At 72.0% G+C, this 16,176-nt stretch carries 14 protein-coding genes and 1 pseudogene; 7 read left to right on the forward strand and 8 right to left on the reverse strand.

The window, feature by feature from the left end:
- Together CWC38_RS07280 and CWC38_RS07285 are read left to right on the forward strand one after the other, a co-directional pair.
- Positions 1-126: pseudogene (locus tag CWC38_RS07280) on the forward strand (IS481 family transposase); the annotation flags it as partial.
- A 125-nt stretch (positions 127-251) separates the two neighbouring features.
- Positions 252-530, forward strand: coding sequence for a DUF4229 domain-containing protein (locus CWC38_RS07285; RefSeq protein WP_121846133.1), 279 nt, complete (start codon positions 252-254; stop codon positions 528-530).
- A gap of 21 nt (positions 531-551) precedes the next feature.
- Here CWC38_RS07285 and CWC38_RS07290 read toward each other — a convergent pair whose 3' ends face one another.
- From CWC38_RS07290 to CWC38_RS07305, 4 genes are all read right to left on the reverse strand, one after another.
- The gene (locus tag CWC38_RS07290; RefSeq protein WP_121846134.1) at positions 552-1,436 is read right to left on the reverse strand and encodes a 1,4-dihydroxy-2-naphthoate polyprenyltransferase; all 885 of its coding nucleotides are present in this window, start codon (positions 1,434-1,436) and stop codon (positions 552-554) included.
- Between the two features lie 95 nt (positions 1,437-1,531).
- Positions 1,532-2,035: a 2'-5' RNA ligase family protein gene (locus CWC38_RS07295; protein ID WP_121846135.1), complete on the reverse strand. Its 504-nt coding sequence runs from the start codon at positions 2,033-2,035 to the stop codon at positions 1,532-1,534.
- Positions 2,036-2,078: 43 nt separating this feature from the next.
- Positions 2,079-3,239: an AMP-binding protein gene (locus tag CWC38_RS07300; protein ID WP_240625130.1), complete on the reverse strand. Its 1,161-nt coding sequence runs from the start codon at positions 3,237-3,239 to the stop codon at positions 2,079-2,081.
- Between the two features lie 236 nt (positions 3,240-3,475).
- A complete protein-coding gene (locus CWC38_RS07305; protein WP_121846137.1) occupies positions 3,476-4,432 on the reverse strand; it encodes a 1,4-dihydroxy-2-naphthoyl-CoA synthase in 957 nt (318 codons plus the stop codon).
- 373 nt (positions 4,433-4,805) lie between these two features.
- Between CWC38_RS07305 and CWC38_RS07310 the strand changes: the two genes are divergently transcribed.
- Positions 4,806-5,573, forward strand: coding sequence for a sulfite exporter TauE/SafE family protein (locus CWC38_RS07310; RefSeq protein ID WP_121846138.1), 768 nt, complete (start codon positions 4,806-4,808; stop codon positions 5,571-5,573).
- A gap of 32 nt (positions 5,574-5,605) precedes the next feature.
- Positions 5,606-6,181 (forward strand): maleylpyruvate isomerase N-terminal domain-containing protein, encoded by a 576-nt coding sequence (locus CWC38_RS07315; RefSeq protein ID WP_240625134.1) that lies wholly within the window; start codon positions 5,606-5,608, stop codon positions 6,179-6,181.
- A gap of 115 nt (positions 6,182-6,296) precedes the next feature.
- Here the strand turns inward: CWC38_RS07315 and CWC38_RS07320 are convergent, their stop codons facing one another.
- Positions 6,297-6,830 (reverse strand): P-loop nucleotide/nucleoside kinase family protein, encoded by a 534-nt coding sequence (locus CWC38_RS07320; protein WP_121846140.1) that lies wholly within the window; start codon positions 6,828-6,830, stop codon positions 6,297-6,299.
- 646 nt (positions 6,831-7,476) lie between these two features.
- Here CWC38_RS07320 and hrpB point away from each other — a divergent pair.
- Together hrpB and CWC38_RS07330 are read left to right on the forward strand one after the other, a co-directional pair.
- Complete coding sequence (hrpB, locus tag CWC38_RS07325; RefSeq protein WP_121846141.1) at positions 7,477-10,101, forward strand: ATP-dependent helicase HrpB; 2,625 nt, start codon at positions 7,477-7,479, stop codon at positions 10,099-10,101.
- A gap of 346 nt (positions 10,102-10,447) precedes the next feature.
- A complete protein-coding gene (locus CWC38_RS07330; RefSeq protein ID WP_206059873.1) occupies positions 10,448-11,383 on the forward strand; it encodes an HpcH/HpaI aldolase/citrate lyase family protein in 936 nt (311 codons plus the stop codon).
- Between the two features lie 88 nt (positions 11,384-11,471).
- Here CWC38_RS07330 and putP read toward each other — a convergent pair whose 3' ends face one another.
- Positions 11,472-13,010: a sodium/proline symporter PutP gene (putP, locus tag CWC38_RS07335; protein ID WP_121846143.1), complete on the reverse strand. Its 1,539-nt coding sequence runs from the start codon at positions 13,008-13,010 to the stop codon at positions 11,472-11,474.
- A gap of 120 nt (positions 13,011-13,130) precedes the next feature.
- Positions 13,131-14,060, reverse strand: coding sequence for a tRNA glutamyl-Q(34) synthetase GluQRS (gene gluQRS, locus CWC38_RS07340; RefSeq protein WP_121846145.1), 930 nt, complete (start codon positions 14,058-14,060; stop codon positions 13,131-13,133).
- A gap of 165 nt (positions 14,061-14,225) precedes the next feature.
- Between gluQRS and CWC38_RS07345 the strand changes: the two genes are divergently transcribed.
- Entirely contained in the window at positions 14,226-15,125 is a 900-nt protein-coding gene (locus CWC38_RS07345; RefSeq protein WP_121846144.1) for an MBL fold metallo-hydrolase, read from the forward strand.
- Here the strand turns inward: CWC38_RS07345 and CWC38_RS07350 are convergent.
- On the reverse strand, positions 15,034-16,176 hold a 1,143-nt coding region (locus CWC38_RS07350), incomplete at its 5' end, for a phosphatase PAP2 family protein (protein WP_240625132.1). The genes CWC38_RS07345 and CWC38_RS07350 overlap by 92 nt on opposite strands.

The following is a 16,176-nucleotide window of genomic DNA, read 5'->3' on the forward strand; positions in this document are numbered from 1 at the left end:
CGGGAGGCGATCGGAGTGTGGGTGAACCACTTCAACTACCATCGACCTCACACCGCCTGCGGTGATCAGCCCCCGGCCTCACGCACCCCCGCCCGAGTCAACAACGTCATGCCCTCTTACACCTAGGCGGGGAGCCCGGGGCCCTCCCGACCGTGGCACGCCCGTTTCCCGTGGGAACCGGGTGGTTCGTCGCGGCGTGCCCGGTGGCGGATGCCCGGGGGACGTCCAGGCCGAGCCCCTAGACTGACCGTGTGAACTTCGTGAAGTATTCCCTGCTGCGCCTGGGCATCCTGGTGGTGCTGTTCCTGCTGTTCATGCTCGTGGGGCTGGGGATGGTCTTCTCCGGGATCGCCGCCGTGCTGGCCGCGTTCGCCATCTGTTACATCTTCTTCCCCAGGCTGCACTACGCGGCGGGGCAGGACTTCCACCGGATGATCTCCCGCAGCCCCAAGCCCGCCAACCGCGTGGCGCTGGAGGACCAGGAGATCGAGGATTCCTACACGGACTCCGAGGCCCGCAAGGACATCTGAGTCAGGGGGGCGGCAGCGCTCCTAGCCCAGGTACCGGTGGACGACCACGGCCGCCGCGTAGAGCACGGTGACGCCCAGGTTGATGAACCCGCACTGCTTGAGCACGGGGATCAGCTCCCGCCGGTCCGCAGCCTTCAGCACCGTGGAGGCGGCGTTGAACGCCAGCGGGCTCACGGCGTAGACGAGCAGCACCCACGGGTTGTGGGGGACCAGCAGCAGCGGCAGGACCATCCCCACGAACAGCTCGGCCGTGAACGTGAGCCGCGCCTTGGGATCACCCAGGCGGACGGCCAGGGTCCTCTTGCCCACCTCGCGGTCACCGGGGATGTCGCGCACGTTGTTGGCCATGAGCAGCGCGCAGGCGAAGAGTCCGGTGGAGACGGCCATGATCCACGCGTCCGCGTTCAGCCGGCCGGCCTGCGTGATCGTGGTGCCCAGGGTGGCCACGAGCCCGAAGAACACGAAGACGAACACGTCTCCCAGACCCAGGTAGCCGTAGGGCTTCTTCCCGCCCGTGTATCCCCAGGCGGCCAGGATGGCGAGCACTCCCACCACGGCGAGCCACCACTGCTGGGAGAGCACCACGAGCGCCACACCGGTCACGGCGGCCAGCCCGAAGCACGCGAACGCGGCGGTCTTGACCTCGCGCGGGGCCGCGGCACCCGAGCCGGTCAGGCGCAGCGGGCCCACGCGGTCGTCGTCCGTGCCGCGCACGCCGTCCGAGTAGTCGTTCGCGTAGTTCACGCCAACCTGCAGGAACAGCGCCACGAGCAGCGCGAGCACGGCGTGCAGCGGCCGCGCCGCGTGCATGGCGTGCGCCGCTGCGGTCCCGGCGATCACGGGGGCCGCGGCCATGGGCAGCGTCCGCAGACGCGCTCCCTCGACCCACTGAGCTGGTGTGGCCACGGTGCAACCTTTCACGTACTGACGGCGGATTCGTCCTCATTGTTCCACGCGCTGTGCACGTGCACATGCCACCGGGTGCGGCGGGGTCCCCGGGCTCAGGGCACCTCCACCATGGTCTCCCGCCGGTCCGGGTCCCAGCGCCGCAGGGCGACCGCTTCCAGGGCTTGTGGTGGGGCGACGTCGCTGAACACCTCCAGCGCGCGGCCCACCCCGGCGGCGTCGAGACGCTTGGCGAGGGTCACGTGGGGAACCCACGGGCGGTCGTCCCCTCCGCACATGCGGCGCAGCTCCGCCGCAGCCGTGTGGAGATCGGGTGGCACGGCCAGCGCCTCCGCGAGCACGAACGGCCCTGGGCCCAGGACGGTGAGCCCCGTGACGGGCAGCGGGCACGGCAGCAGGGGGCGGATCAGGGACCGCGCCCGCTCGAGGACGGCCTCCTCGAAGTCCGGGGCGGCCAGCACGGTGAGGTGCGGCGCGTTGGAAGAGCTGCGGTGGGTGGCCAGGCTGGGCAACCCGGCCTCGCGCAGGGCGTCCCAGCGGGCGCGGACGGCCCGGTCGTGCTCCGGTGCGAGCACGAGGTCCAGGGAGTGGGCGGGCATGAGTTCTCCTCCGGGACGGGGTGGCGATCGACTGGTGCGCCGCTCAGGTGGCATGCCCTGCGAACAGCTCCACCGCGGCTCGCCGGTCCGGTTTGCCCGTGCTCAGCAGGGGCAGGGCGGCCACGTGGCGCCACAGCTTGGGCGCTGCGGGTGCACCGAGCCGGGCGCGCACGGTCTCGGCCAGTTCGCGCTCCAGCGTCCCTCTCTGCTCGGCGTTCTCTGCGGCTCCGGGGCGTGGCGCGATCACGGCGGCGACGGCCTGACCCCACTCGGGATGGGGGAGCGCGACCGCGAGGGCCTGCCGGACCCGTTCGTCCTCCAGCAGCACGGCGGCCACCCGCCCCGCGGAGACCTTCACGCCCCCGGTGTTGACCACGTCGTCCGTGCGGCCCAGGACCGTGAGCTCGCCGCGCTCGTCCACGGCCCCGAGGTCGTCGGTGCGGTACCAGCGCTGCCCGTCCAGCACCCGGAAGTGCGCGGCGGTCTGGGCGGGATCGTCCAGGTATCCCGCGGCCACCACGTCCCCACCGAGCCAGATGCGGCCCTCCGAGCCGCGTGGTGACCCGGCCGAGGAGGGCGGCCCGGCGGCGTCGGGATCGGGAACCACGCGGACGGTGACTGCGTCCAGGGCGGTGCCGTCGTACACGCAGCCGCCGCACGTCTCGGACATCCCGTACGTGCGCACCACACGCACCCCCGCGTCCTCGGCGCGGGCGGCGAGGTCCGGGGCGAGCGGGGAGCCGCCCACGAGCACGGCGTCGAAGCGCGCGAGGGCGGCCACCGCGCGGGGGTCCGGGGCGCCGTCGTGCGGGTCCAGGATGCGCTGCAGCTGCGTGGGGACCACGGAGACGCAGCGCACCGGGTGGCTCAGCCGCTCGGCGGCGTCCGCGAAGGCGCCCGGGGTGAAGTGCTCGGCGGCCATCACCACGGGTTCGGTCCCGGCGAGCACCGAGCGCACGAGCACCTGCACGCCCGCGACGTAGTGTGCCGGCAGGCACAGCAGCCACTGCCCCGTGCCCGAGGTGGCCCGTTCGGTGGCCCGCCCGGACGCGGTGAGCGCCTCGGTGCTCAGGACGGTCTTCTTGGGCCGCCCCGTGGAGCCGGAGGTGGCCACGACCACCGCGGGCCCGGGCCGGGACAGCGCCCTGCGGAGCCGGGGAAGCAGGGCAGCGGGATGGCCCTCGAGCGGGCCGTCCAGCACCACGACGTCGCTCGGCAGCTCCTCCGACCGGGGCGCCGTGGGCGCGTGACCGGGCAGGGGTGCTTCTCCCGGCGCGGAGTCAGCGCCCGACGCACCGGGCCAGGACGTGGCGGCGACGGGTGGTGCACCTGCCCCGGACGTTGAGGGACCCGGTCCCGGCGCGGAGGTGACCGGGGCAGAGCGGACGGGTGCGGCGGCGTCGTCGAGGGGGCCTGAACCGTGGGGGCTCACGCGGCGGCTCAGAAGTAGTAGGGGAACGCGGACCAGTCCGGGTCCCGCTTCTGCAGGAAGGCGTCCCGGCCCTCCACGGCCTCGTCCGTCATGTAGCCCATGCGGGTGGCCTCTCCGGCGAAGACCTGCTGGCCCACCATGCCGTCGTCCGGGAGGTTGAAGGCGTACTTGAGCATGCGCACGGCCTGCGGGGACTGGGAGGTGATCTTGCGCGCCCAGTCCAGGGCGGTGGACTCGAGCTCGGTGTGGGGGACCACGCGGTTCACGGCGCCCATGCGGTGCATGTCCTCGGCGGAATACTCGTCCGCGAGGAAGAAGATCTCCCGGGCGAACTTCTGACCCACCTGGCGAGCCAGCAGGGCGGAGCCGTAACCGGCGTCGAACGAGCCCACGGTGGCGTCCGTCTGCTTGAACTTGCCGTGCTCGGCGGAGGCGAGGGTGAGGTCGCACACCACGTGCAGCGAGTGCCCACCGCCCGCGGCCCACCCGGACACCGCGGCGATGACCACCTTGGGCATGGTGCGGATCAGACGCTGCACCTCCAGGATGTGCAGACGCCCGGCGCGGGCGGGGTCGATGGAGTCGGCGGTCTCGCCCTCCGCGTAGTGGTAGCCGTCCCGGCCACGGATGCGCTGGTCCCCGCCGGAGCAGAACGCCCAGCCGCCGTCCTTGGCGGAGGGCCCGTTGCCGGTGAGGATCACGGCGCCCACGTCCGAGGACATGCGGGCGTGGTCCAGGGTGCGGTACAGCTCGTCCACCGTGCCCGGGCGGAAGGCGTTGCGGACCTCCGGGCGGTCGAACGCGATGCGCACCCACGGCAGGTCCTTGACCACGGCCCCGTCCGCGTCCCGCTCCACCCCGCGGTGGTAGGTGATGTCCTGCAGGTCCGTGAAGCCCTCCACGGGCCGCCACTGCTGGGGGTCGAAGATCTCGGACACTCGTTCGGGAAGCTGCGCGTTGGTCATGGGTACCACTGTAGGACGGGGCGGGGTCGCGACGCCGCTGCCCGGTCCGCGTGCGCCCTGCCCCCGTCGCGTTTACTCCGTTGTTGCAGAACTAGCGCCGCTCAGGTGCATTTGCTCCACCGGACAGCGCAGGAAACGGATAGCGCGGCGCCCGGTTGCACGCGAGCGGGGACGCGACGCCGCTGCCTGGTCCGCGTGCGCCCTGCCCCGCCCCCCGTTGCGTTTACTCCGTTGTTGCAGATCTAGCGCCGCTCAGGTGCAGTTGCTCCACCCGGCGGCGCGTGAGCTGGACTGCGCGGCGCTCCCTTGATCGGGGACTAGATTGCTCTGGGAACAGCGGCGGGTTGTTCCGGTACCGGCAGGAAGGACCCCCATGGCCATGCTTCCCGATCTGAGCACCGTGGCATGGGCGGCGCTCGCCCTCGCCGCGGTCCTGGTGGGCTTCTCCAAGACCGCGCTGCCGGGGATCAACACGCTGGCCGTCGCGATCTGCGCCGCCGTGCTGCCCGCGAAACCCTCCACGGGCGCGCTGCTGCTCCTGCTGATCGTGGGGGACATGTTCGCGCTGTGGACCTACCGCAAGCACGCCCACTGGCCCACGCTGGTCCGCATGCTCCCGGCGGTCCTCGTGGGGCTCGCCCTGGGCGGTGTCTTCCTGGCCTTCGCGGGTGACTCCCTGGTCCGGCGCGTCATCGGCGTCATGTTGCTGCTCCTCATGGCGCTCACGCTCTGGCAGCGCCACCGTGACGCCGCCTCCCGGGAGGACGACGGCGCCGCGCCGGCCCCTGCCTCACGCACCGCGGCCGTGGGGTACGGCTCCCTGGGTGGGTTCACCACCATGGTGGCCAATGCCGGCGGGCCGGTGATGTCCATGTACTTCCTGGCCGCCCGGTTCCCCAAGCAGGCCTTCCTGGGAACCGCGGCGTGGTTCTTCGCCGTGATGAACCTCCTCAAGGTCCCGGTGTCCGTGGGCCTGGGACTGATCAGCACCCAGACCCTGGTGCTGGACGCCCTCCTGGTCCCGGGTGTGGTGCTCGGCGCGTTCGCGGGCCGCTGGGCCATCTCCCGGATCCGGCAGCGGGTGTTCGACACCGCCGTGATCGTGGTGACGGTGCTGGGAGCGCTCTACCTGCTGGTCTGATGTGGCGGCACTAGGATTCAGTCGTGGACTCGATGACGCAGGTGCTTAGCGACTCGGTTGTGCAGATGCGGTCATTGCTGGGGGCCGTTGCAGACCTCTCGTGGGCGGCCCCCGCCGGAGATGTGGAGTGGTCCTGCCGTGACACGGCGGTGCATGTTGCGGACGACCTGTTCTCCTATGCGTCTCAGGTGATTGCTCAGCCCCAGGACAACTATCTGCCCATCGACGTGGTGGTGGATCAAAACGCAACCAACTGCCAGGTTCTTGAGGCAATCGGCATGTGTGGCCGAATGCTTGAACAGGCCGTTGAGAACGCCCTCCCCGAGGTCCGGGGCTGGCACCCTTATGGTGTCTCAGACGGCCCCGGGTTTGCTGCGATGGGCGCGGTCGAGGTCCTGGTACACACCTACGACATTGCCCGTGGCCTGGGTCTGGAGTGGAGGCCACCTGGAACCCTGTGCGCGCCGCTCCTGGGTCGGCTTTTCCCTCACGCGCCCGAGGGAAACCCCACCGCTGTGTTTCTCTACTGCTGTGGCCGAGTGCCCCTGGGCGAACGTCCCCGACTGGAGGAGTGGGCATGGGACTCCAGCGTTCCTGCGGCGCGCTGACCTATTGCACTCATGAAGTTGCGCGGTTCCTGGCCTGCTCCACCGGCGGTCGAGAAAAACGACCGTCTGATCTACACTCACCGTCACAATCCTTGGAACACGGCACGAGTAGGCGTCAGGGTGCTGGCAATGCTCCCCGGGCGTCTCGCAGGGCACTCTCGGCGACAGTGGTGTCGACCACGACGCGTGCGCCATCGCGATCCTCGTTCCAGGGCACCCAGCCGTCGACCTGGACCTCGCTCCACCTCGGAACATGGTGCCCGGGGATATCGGCCTGGCGGGACTCGACACGGCGGCGATGCTCATCCCCATCTAGCAGAACGGTCTCGAGGACCGTCAATTGGGCGCCGCACCGGTGCGCGGTTTCACGCCAGGCGGCGCGAGCCTCGGGAACGGCGTTGACAGCGTCCGCGATGACGTTCATTCCGAGCAGCAGGTTGGAAGCGGCAACCTCGTGGACGACCACGTAGCCGGCTGTGCCGACGTGTTCCTGGACCCTGTAGAGGGCTGTTTCGACGGCATCGACGCGTAGGTAGCAAGCACCCGTCGCCTGCGCCAGCTGCTTGGCGAGCGTCGTCTTGCCCATGCCTGAGCGTCCTGCCAGCACGCAAAGCCACGGTCTATGGGTTCTCTCGCGTTCTTTCTGCATGGTCTCGATGCTGTCAGGTTTCGCGACGATTTGCGTTTCGTCGTCACCGCACCGTCACCGGTGCGGATGCCCTCTCTTGACGAGTCTAAGCAGTGCCGAAATGGTGGTGGTGCGTTGACCGGTTGAACTCGCTTGCGTGTGAGCTACCGGGTGCGTGGTCGAGGCTTAGCTGTGATTAGAACGTCGGTTTCTCCGAGAATACGACGAGGCCACAAAGGTAATAGCGGGCAGCGAGAGGAACAGGAGGAGATGGGCAAGCCCGGGCTGGCTGCCTGGACGGGCGGAAACCGGAATGATGATGCAAGGGGCGAGGGCCATGAGACCGATGACTCCTGCCGTCAGGCGTTGCACAACAGAGGATCGTTGGTTTCGTGCCCGGGGACGGAGGGCGATGCAGAGAAAGACCGCGAGTACCGCTAGGTGAAAAGCGAGCAAGGCCCACGCTGGTCCATTCATGAGAGAAGTAAACCACTCACGCTTGGATGCCATCACTGCGTCGGTCGTCTACTCGACGCTCACCAACAGTCGAACCCCTCACTCGATGCTCCCATTGCACGCTTCGTGTGTGCAGAAACGGTGGCGGATTCAACCGGTCAACGCAAAGCAGGAGCAGCCCATCTGGGCTGGGCGCACCTAGGGTGAGGTCATGTCTTCCCACCTCTTCGACCTGGACCGCATCGGCCGGGGCCTGCCGTTCGCGCAGTCCCTCCCGCGGCTGGAGCAGGCGCTCGTCGGCGGGGCCGCCGTGGTGCAGGCCCCTCCCGGCACGGGCAAGACCACGGTGGTCCCGCCGCTCGTGGCCAACCTGGTGCACGACGGCGACACACAAGGGGCCGGCCGCGTCGTCGTCGTCCAGCCCCGCCGGGTTGCGGCCCGGGCGGCCGCCCGCCGGCTGGCCGCGCTCACAGGAGCGGAGCCGGGCGGCGTCGTCGGCTGGAGCGTGCGGGGCGAGCAGAAGACCTCGAAGGCCACCCGGGTGGAGTTCGTGACCCCCGGGATCATGCTGCGCCGTCTGCTGGGGGACCCGGAGCTGGCGGGAACCTCCGCCGTGGTCCTGGACGAGGTGCACGAGCGCGGGGTGGAGTCGGACCTGCTCGTGGGGATGCTCGCGGACCTGTGTCAGCTGCGCGAGGACCTCACGGTGGTGGCCATGTCGGCCACGGTGGACGCGCAGCGCTTCGCGGAGCTGCTCGGCGGCGGGGAGCCGGTGCCCGTGGTGGACTGCCCGTCCGCGCTGCACCCGCTGGCCGTGGAGTGGGCGCCCGGCCCGCGGCGCCTGGACGAGCGCGGCGTCACCCCGGCGTTCCTCTCCCACGTGGCGCGCACGGCCGCGGCCGCCCACGAGCGTGCCGTGGCCGAGGACCCCTCCGTGGACGCCCTCGTGTTCCTCCCCGGGGCCCGCGAGGTCACGCGGGTGGCGTCCGAGCTGCGCTCGCTCACCGGCGCCGAGGTGCTGGAGCTGCACGGCCAGCTCGCGCCCCGGGAGCAGGACCGCGCCGTGGCGGGCCGCGCACCGGGGGAGCGGCCGCGGATCGTGGTCAGCACCTCGCTCGCGGAGTCCTCGCTGACGGTGTCGGGCGTGCGGCTCGTGGTGGACTCGGGCCTCGCCCGTCAGCCCCGCCGGGACGCCGGGCGCGGCATCTCGGGGCTCGTCACGGTCTCCGCGTCCAAGGCCTCCGCGGAGCAGCGGGCCGGGCGCGCCGCACGCCAGGGCCCGGGCACGGTGGTGCGCTGCTACGACGACGCCGCCTGGGGCGCCATGCCCGCCCACACCGTCCCCGAGGTGCGCACCGCGGACCTCACCGCAGCGTCGCTCGCGCTCGCCGTGTGGGGCGCGCCCGGCGGCGAGGGCATGGCCCTGCCGGACCCGCTGCCCGCACGGGCCCGGGCGGATGCGGTGGCCGAGCTGCGGCGCATCGGTGCCATTGCCGACGACGGCCGTGCCACGGACCTCGGTCGCCTGCTGGTCACCCTGCCCGTGGAACCCCGTTGGGGCCGCGCGCTGCTGGACGGCGCGGACCTCGTGGGGCGTCGAACCGCGGCCGAGGTGATTGCCGCGGTCTCCGACGGCGCCCGCGCACCCGCCGCGGACATCCCCGCCCTCGTGCGTGGGCTGCGCTCCGGTGGCGCGCAGGGTTCCGACCGCTGGCGCCGGGACGTGCAGCGGCTGGAACGCATGGCGGCGCACACCGCGCTCGCCGCAGAGGATCCGGCCAACAGCGCCGGTGGGGGCGCCGTGGCGGTGGGCGTGCCCGCGGAGCTGCGGGAGGGCGTCGTCGTGGGCCTGGCGCAGCCCGAGTGGGTGGCCCGGCGCCTGGACGAGCGCGGGGACCAGTGGCTGCTGGCCTCCGGAACGCGCGCGGGACTGGAGGCCGGGAGCCCGCTGCGCCACCACGAGTGGCTGGCGGTGGCCGAGCTGAGCCGCGCGGCCGGGAGGGCCGCGGCGGGCACGGGCGCGGTGATCCGCGCGGCGGCTCCGCTGGACCGGGAGACGGCGCAGCTTGTCGCGGGTCCGCTCGCCCGCGAAGAGACGCGGGCCCACTTCGCGAACGGGCGCGTGGTCACCCGCGCGGTGCGTGCCGTGGGCGCCATCGAGCTCTCCGCCACCCCGGTCACCGCGGACCCCGAGACGGCCGTGCCCGCCATCCGCGCCGCCCTCGCCGCCCAGGGGCTGGACCTGCTGCCGTGGGACGACGTCGCGGTGGGCCTGCGTGCGCGCCTGGCCCTGCTGCGTCGTCACCTGGGTGAGCCGTGGCCCGCGGTGGACGACGCCGCCCTGCTCGCCCGCGCGGACGAGTGGCTCGCCACCGAGCTGCGGGACGTGGCCCGGGGCGGATCGCTGCGCTCCGTGAAGGTGGCAGATGCCCTGCGGCGGCTGCTGCCGTGGCCCGAGTCCGCCCGCCTGGAGGAGCTGGCGCCGCGGCGCCTCGCGGTGCCCAGCGGGAACACCGCGCGCATCGACTACCCCGAGGTCTTCGACGAGGAGGAGCCCGCGAGCCCGCCCGTGGTGGCGGTCAAGCTGCAGGAGTGCTTCGGCTGGGCGGAGACCCCGCGCGTGGCGGACGGGCGCGTGCCCGTGCAGTTCCACCTGCTCTCACCGGGCAGGGCCACGCTGGCCATCACCGAGGACCTGGCGTCGTTCTGGTCCGGGCCGTACGCCCAGGTGCGGGCGGAGATGCGCGGACGCTACCCCAAGCACCCGTGGCCCGAGGACCCGTGGAACGCGGTGGCCACGGCCAAGACCTCCCGGGCGCTGCGCCGGCGGGTCTGAGCAGCGCGTTTGAGATCGGGTGTGAGCTGCATTACGGTGAAAGACTGTTCGCCCCGGCAGTGCACCACCACGCGCGCACCGGGCCCGGCCGAGCACCTCGCGGCGCGGGAGCAGCGGACTGCACGACTGGCAGACGACCAGCACCAACCACCTCATCGTCCAGGTTGGTCCACAACCGTCGGCTGACCCGCGCCACCCCGCCCCGGGTTCCGTGTCCCGCGCACGGGCTGCGGTCCACGGCCGGAGCACGCACGCTCCACCGTGAGACCCGGCCCCCGCTGCAGGCCCACGGACCGAGGCGCGAGGGGCGTGTCCGTTCTCAGACACAGATCGCGAAGTGAACTCCATGACCTCCACCCTTGCGGACACCGCCATGACCATCGACCCCACCGAGATCCCCGCCGTGGGCCCGGAGCTGGCCCGTTCCTGGCTGCTCGTCAACGGCTCCCACGTCTCCCGCTTCGACCAGGCCGCGCAGAGCGCCGCGGACGCCGTGGTGCTGGACGTCGAGGACTCCGTGGCACCCGCGGACAAGGCCCAGGCCCGGGAGAACGTGATCACCTGGCTCAACGAGCGGGACGAGGACGGCACCCCGCACCGCGCGTGGGTCCGCATCAACGGCTTCGGCACCGCGTGGTGGGAGGACGACCTCCTGGCGCTGCGGGACGTCCCAGGACTGGACGGCGTGATGCTGGCCATGACCGAGTCCCCGGAGCACGTGACCCGCACTGCGGAGATGCTGCGCGGCACGCGGATCGTCGCCCTCGTGGAGACCGCCCGCGGGGTGCAGAACCTGCAGGACATCGCCACGGCCCGCTCCACCTACCGCCTCGCGTTCGGCATCGGCGACTACCGCCGTGACACCGGCTTCGGGGAGAACCCCATGGCGCTCGCGTACACGCGCTCGCAGTTCACCATCGCGTCCCGCGCCGCAAACCTGCCCGGTCCCATCGACGGCCCCGCCGTGGGTGCCCTCGGCGCCAAGCTCGCCGAGGCCACGGGTGTCACGGACGAGTTCGGCATGACCGGCAAGCTGTGCCTCATGCCCGAGCAGACCGCCACGGTCAACGAGGGCCTGTCCCCGTCCCTGAGCGAGCTGTCCTGGGCCACCGAGTTCCTGCAGGAGTTCGAGGAGGACGGCGGCCAGATCCGCAACGGCTCCGACCTGCCCCGTCTGGCCCGCGCCCGCAAGGTCCTGGGACTGGCGACGGCGTTCGGCATGCGCCTGCCGGAGGGCTACGACATGCACTTCGAGGCACCCACGGACACCTACCACTGCTGAGGGACCGCACCGCGTCCCGCCCGCCGCGGACAGAACGCCCCGCACCGTGAGGTGCGGGGCGTTCGTCATGGAACAGCGAGCGGGTCGGTCAGACCGTCCCGGCAGGAGCCTCACCGGCGGCGGCGTGGGCCGCAGCTGCGGGGTCCGCCTCCTCGGGGTGGCGGACGAGCCGGAGCGTCTCGTCGAACTCGCGGTCGATCTCCGGGTTGTCCCGGTGGGTCAGCAGGGACACCACGATGCCCACCAGACCGCCCAGGATGAATCCGGGGATGATCTCGTAGAGGTCGCTCCACGGGGTGTACTGCCACAGGAACACGGTGGCGGCACCCACGAGCATGGCGCTGATGGCGCCCGCGTTCGTGAGCTTGCGCCAGAACAGGCTCATGAGCACAACGGGTCCGAAGGCGGCGCCGAAGCCGGCCCACGCGAAGCCCACGAGGTCCAGGATGGTGGAGTTCTGCTCCCAGGCGAGGGCCGCGGCCACCACGGCCACGAGCAGCACGCCGCCGCGGCCCAGCCACACCTGGGCCTTGGGGGAGGGGGTGCGCTTGGCGGCCAGGTTGTAGAGGTCCTCCACCAGCGCGGAGGAGGACACGATCAGCTGCGAGGAGATCGTGGACATCACGGCCGCGAGCACCGCCGCCAGGACGAGACCGGCGATCAGCGGGTGGAACAGCACCTGCGACATGTCCAGGAAGATGGCCTCGGGGTCGGTGGGCTCCTCACCCGGGCGGTTGCCGTAGTACGCGAGGCCCACCAGGGCGGTGCCGATGGCGCCCAGCACGGTGAGGACCATCCAGCCGATGCCGATGCGGCGTCCGGCCTTGGCGTCCGCGGGGGTGCGCATGGCCATGAAGCGCACGATGATGTGCGGCTGGCCGAAGTAGCCGAGTCCCCACGCGAGCGAGGAGATGATGCCCACCGCGGTGCCGCCCGCGAACAGGGACAGTGCGTGGGGGTTGACGTTCTCGATGCGGGTGACCATCTCACCGGGCCCGCCCACCAGGAACACGCCCACGATCGGCACCATGACCAGTGCCACGAGCATCAGCAGGCCCTGGAAGAGGTCCGTGTAGGACGCGCCCAGGAAGCCGCCGAAGAACGTGTAGAGCACGGTCACGCCGGCCACCAGCAGCATGCCGGTCAGGTAGCTCGTGCCGAACGAGGACTGGAAGAACACGCCGCCGGCCACCATGCCGGAGGACACGTAGAACGTGAAGAACACCAGGATGATCACGCCGGAGATCACGCGCAGGATCCGGGTGTTGCCCTTGAGCCGGTTGTCCAGGAAGGAGGGAATGGTGATGGAGTTGTGGGAGACCTCGGTGTACGCGCGCAGCCGCGGCGCCACGATCTTCCAGTTCACCCACGCGCCCACGGTCAGGCCGATGGCGAGCCAGGCCTCCACCAGGCCGGAGAGGTAGACCGCTCCGGGCAGGCCCATGAGAAGCCACCCGGACATGTCCGACGCACCGGCGGACAGCGCCGCCACACCGGGCTTGAGGTTGCGCCCGCCCAGCATGTAGTCGTCGAGGTTCTTGGTCTTGCTGTTGGCCCACAGGCCGATGCAGATCATGGCGATGAAGTACGCCAGGATCGCCATGAGTTGGTACGCCTGATCGGACATGCGCGTGCCTTCCGGTACGGGATCGTTGGACTGCGCCCACTGTATAGGGGGACGAAGTGCTTCCCGGTTGCATGAAGTGAGGCAGAACACAAGGGTACGCCGCCCGGCGGTCGCGGCCGTTCAGTCGCCCGCAGCATCCCACGGCTCGAACACCGCGGGCTCCCGGGACCACGTGCCCGGGTCCCAGTGCTCCAGCACCTCGGCGGCCGTGCGCACGGGGTGGGACACGCCCAGGGACGAGGCCAGCCAGGTCACCACGTCCTCGGGGGAGTGCCCCAGGTCCTGGAGCTCGCGCAGGGTCACGGCGCCGTCGCGCTTGGCGAGCCGGTCCCCGCCCGGCCCCAGAACGAGCGGCACGTGCAGGTACGACGGCGCGGGGTGGCCCAGCAGCTGCGCGAGGTACGCCTGACGGGGCGCGGAGGGCAGGAGGTCGTCCCCGCGCACCACCTGGCCCACGCCCTGCTCGGCGTCGTCCACCACCACGGCCAGGTTGTAGGCGGGGGTGCCGTCGTTGCGCACGAGCACCATGTCGTCCACGGCACCCGTGAACTCGCCCGCGAAGTGGTCCCGCACGGTGAGCTCCCGCACCCCGGCGCGCAGGCGCACGGCGGGAGGGCGCTCCGTGCGGCGTCGTGCCCGCTGCTCCTCGGTGAGGTGGCGGCACGTGCCCGGGTAGGCGCCCGGGATGCCATGCGGTGCGGACGCGGCGGCGTGGATCTCCCTGCGGGTGCAGAAGCACTCGTAGGTGAGCCCGGCTGCGGTGAGCTCCTGCACGCGCTCCAGGAAGTGGGGGATGCGCTGGGACTGGTGGTCCACGGGTCCGTCCCAGTCCAGGCCAATGGCCCGCAGATCCGCCACGTTGCGTTCGGCCGCGCCGGGCTTCACGCGGTCCAGGTCCTCCACGCGCAGCAGGAACCGGCGTCCCGTGGTGCGCGCGAACCCCCACGCGGCCAGCGCGGTGCGCAGGTTGCCCAGGTGCAGATCACCGGAGGGCGAGGGCGCAAAGCGCCCCGCGGCGTCGTGCGCGGGACGGGAGTGGGTGGGGGACACGCGGCACACAGTAGCACCGGCGCCGGGCGGGCCGAAGGCTCCGTCGCCCGCCCTGTGGCGCAGGCACAGCACCCCGCCACAGGCCCCGCACCGCGCCCTTCCGCGGGCCCCGTGGACCCCGCCCGGATGCGGGGCGGGTGGTGCGTTGCGGATAGAGTGAGCCGCATGGCACGCACCCAGGAGCTGCGCCCCGGCGTCTACGTGATCGGCACCGAGAACTGGAGACTGAACTCCGGTCTGGTGCTGGGCACTCAGCGCGCCCTGGTGGTGGACACCGGTGCCGGCCCCCGCCAGGGGCGCGAGATCCTCGCGGCCGTCCGGGACATCACGGACCTGCCGCTGACCGTGGTGAACACCCACGCCCACTACGACCATTACATGGGCAACGCCGTGTTCGCGCGCGCGGGTGCCACGGAGTTCTGGGCGCACAAGGCCTGCGCGAGCGCCATGGCCGAGGTGGGGGAGTACCAGCGCAGCTTCGTCAGCACACAGGAGCCCGAGATGGGTGCCGGCGAGGGCATCGACACCCGACTGGTGCTGCCCACGAACACGCTTCCGGGCACGGGTCTGCGCCCCTCGCTCACGCGCATCGACCTGGGCGAGCGCCCCGTCACCCTGTTCTTCCTGGGCCCCGGCCACACGGACAACGACGTGTGCGTGGGCGTGGACGACGTCGTGTTCTGCGGCGACCTCGTGGAGGAGGGCGCGGACCCCAACTTCGAGGACGCCTACCCCCAGCGCTGGGTGGAGTCCCTGCGCGCGCTGGCCACCCTGGAGCGCTACACCGCGTTCGTCCCGGGCCACGGCACGCCCGTCTCCGCCAACTTCGTGACGCAGCAGGCGGACACCATGGAGCTGGCCATCCACCGCGCGCGGGACGTGGACCTCGCGGGCGGGGGGCCCTCCACGGCGGCCATGTACCGGCTGCCCTACCAGGCGGGCGTCGCCCGGGTGTTCCTGGACCGCTGCGCGCTCATCGAGTCGCGGGACGCAGCCGCCGCGCCACCACGGCCCACCCCAGAGCAGCCGCCGACGCAATCCCCAGGTACCCCGCCGTCAGAGTGACCCGCCCGGCGAACGTTCCCGCCACGGTCGGGTAGGGCCACCACACCGCCAGCAGCACCAGCGCGGTGGTGAGCACGGTCAGCAGCACGGCGGTCGCGATCCGCGGCCGCGCGGGGACACGCGGTGCCCGGGGTGCGTACCCGTACGGCTGCGGCGCCCACCCCGGGTTTCCGTTGCCGGCCGGGTCCCCGTTCCACGGCGGGTTCCCGTTCCACACCGGGGCGCCGCCCGCGGACGACGACGCCGCCCGCGCCCGTTCCTGCTCCGCCCTCTCGTGGGCGGGGGGCATGTAGGCGCTCTCCCCACGGTCCTCGCTCCACGAGAGCTCCTGCCGCTTGCGGGAGCGGTCCTCCCGGAACCGGCGGTAGGCCTGGCCCGGAGCGCTGCCCGTGCGGAGCCCGGAACGGCCCAGGGCGGCGTCGAGCAACCGGGTGAGCAGGGTGGCGAGCACGCCCCAGCCGGCGACGATCAGCAGCGCGGCCACGGCGTCCGTGGGGCGGTGCCAGCCGTTGAGCACGGTGCTCATGCCCACCAGCGCGGCCAGGAACGCGCCCCAGCGCCCGGTGCGCGCGCGGCGGTGGGCAGGGGCCACCAGGAGTGCGGCCATGAGCAGGGAGGCCGCGGCGGTGGTGTGCCCGGAGGGGAACGAGTTGGACGCGATCTGCTGCACGCCCAGGTCCGGCTTGTCCAGGACCCCGTGCTTGAGGAACTGCGTGGTGAGGTTCGCCGCGAGCACCGAACCCACCGCGAAGAGTGCGGCGCTCCACCGGCGGTGCCGCACGGCCCAGACCAGGGCGAGCACACCCGCGAGGACCGCGACCACTTCCGGGAGGTACTGCGCGGCCACGAGCACGGGGGTGGGGACGAGAGTGGTGCGGTCCGCCTTGGCCTGCGTGAGGGCGGCCTCGTCCAGAGCCTGCCCGGTCACGGTGCCCAGCCCGGCGTGCGCGATGAGCGGGACCAGTCCCCACAGCACGAGCAGGGCCAGGAGGGCTCCCACCACGGAGCGGGGGGTGACCGTGCGCGCGGGCCCGGGTGCAGGGGCGTATCC

Source organism: Kocuria tytonicola, from assembly GCF_003687455.1.
Taxonomy (GTDB): domain Bacteria; phylum Actinomycetota; class Actinomycetes; order Actinomycetales; family Micrococcaceae; genus Kocuria; species Kocuria tytonicola.

Coding starts and splice junctions, on each gene's coding strand:
- CWC38_RS07295 (WP_121846135.1), bottom strand. CDS start 2,035: ATGCCCGCCCACTCCCTGGACCTCGTGCTCGCACCGGAGCACGACCGG.
- CWC38_RS07305 (WP_121846137.1), bottom strand. CDS start 4,432: ATGACCAACGCGCAGCTTCCCGAACGAGTGTCCGAGATCTTCGACCCC.
- CWC38_RS07310 (WP_121846138.1), top strand. CDS start 4,806: ATGGCCATGCTTCCCGATCTGAGCACCGTGGCATGGGCGGCGCTCGCC.
- CWC38_RS07315 (WP_240625134.1), top strand. CDS start 5,606: ATGACGCAGGTGCTTAGCGACTCGGTTGTGCAGATGCGGTCATTGCTG.
- CWC38_RS07320 (WP_121846140.1), bottom strand. CDS start 6,830: ATGCAGAAAGAACGCGAGAGAACCCATAGACCGTGGCTTTGCGTGCTG.
- hrpB (WP_121846141.1), top strand. CDS start 7,477: ATGTCTTCCCACCTCTTCGACCTGGACCGCATCGGCCGGGGCCTGCCG.
- CWC38_RS07330 (WP_206059873.1), top strand. CDS start 10,448: ATGACCTCCACCCTTGCGGACACCGCCATGACCATCGACCCCACCGAG.
- putP (WP_121846143.1), bottom strand. CDS start 13,010: ATGTCCGATCAGGCGTACCAACTCATGGCGATCCTGGCGTACTTCATC.
- CWC38_RS07345 (WP_121846144.1), top strand. CDS start 14,226: ATGGCACGCACCCAGGAGCTGCGCCCCGGCGTCTACGTGATCGGCACC.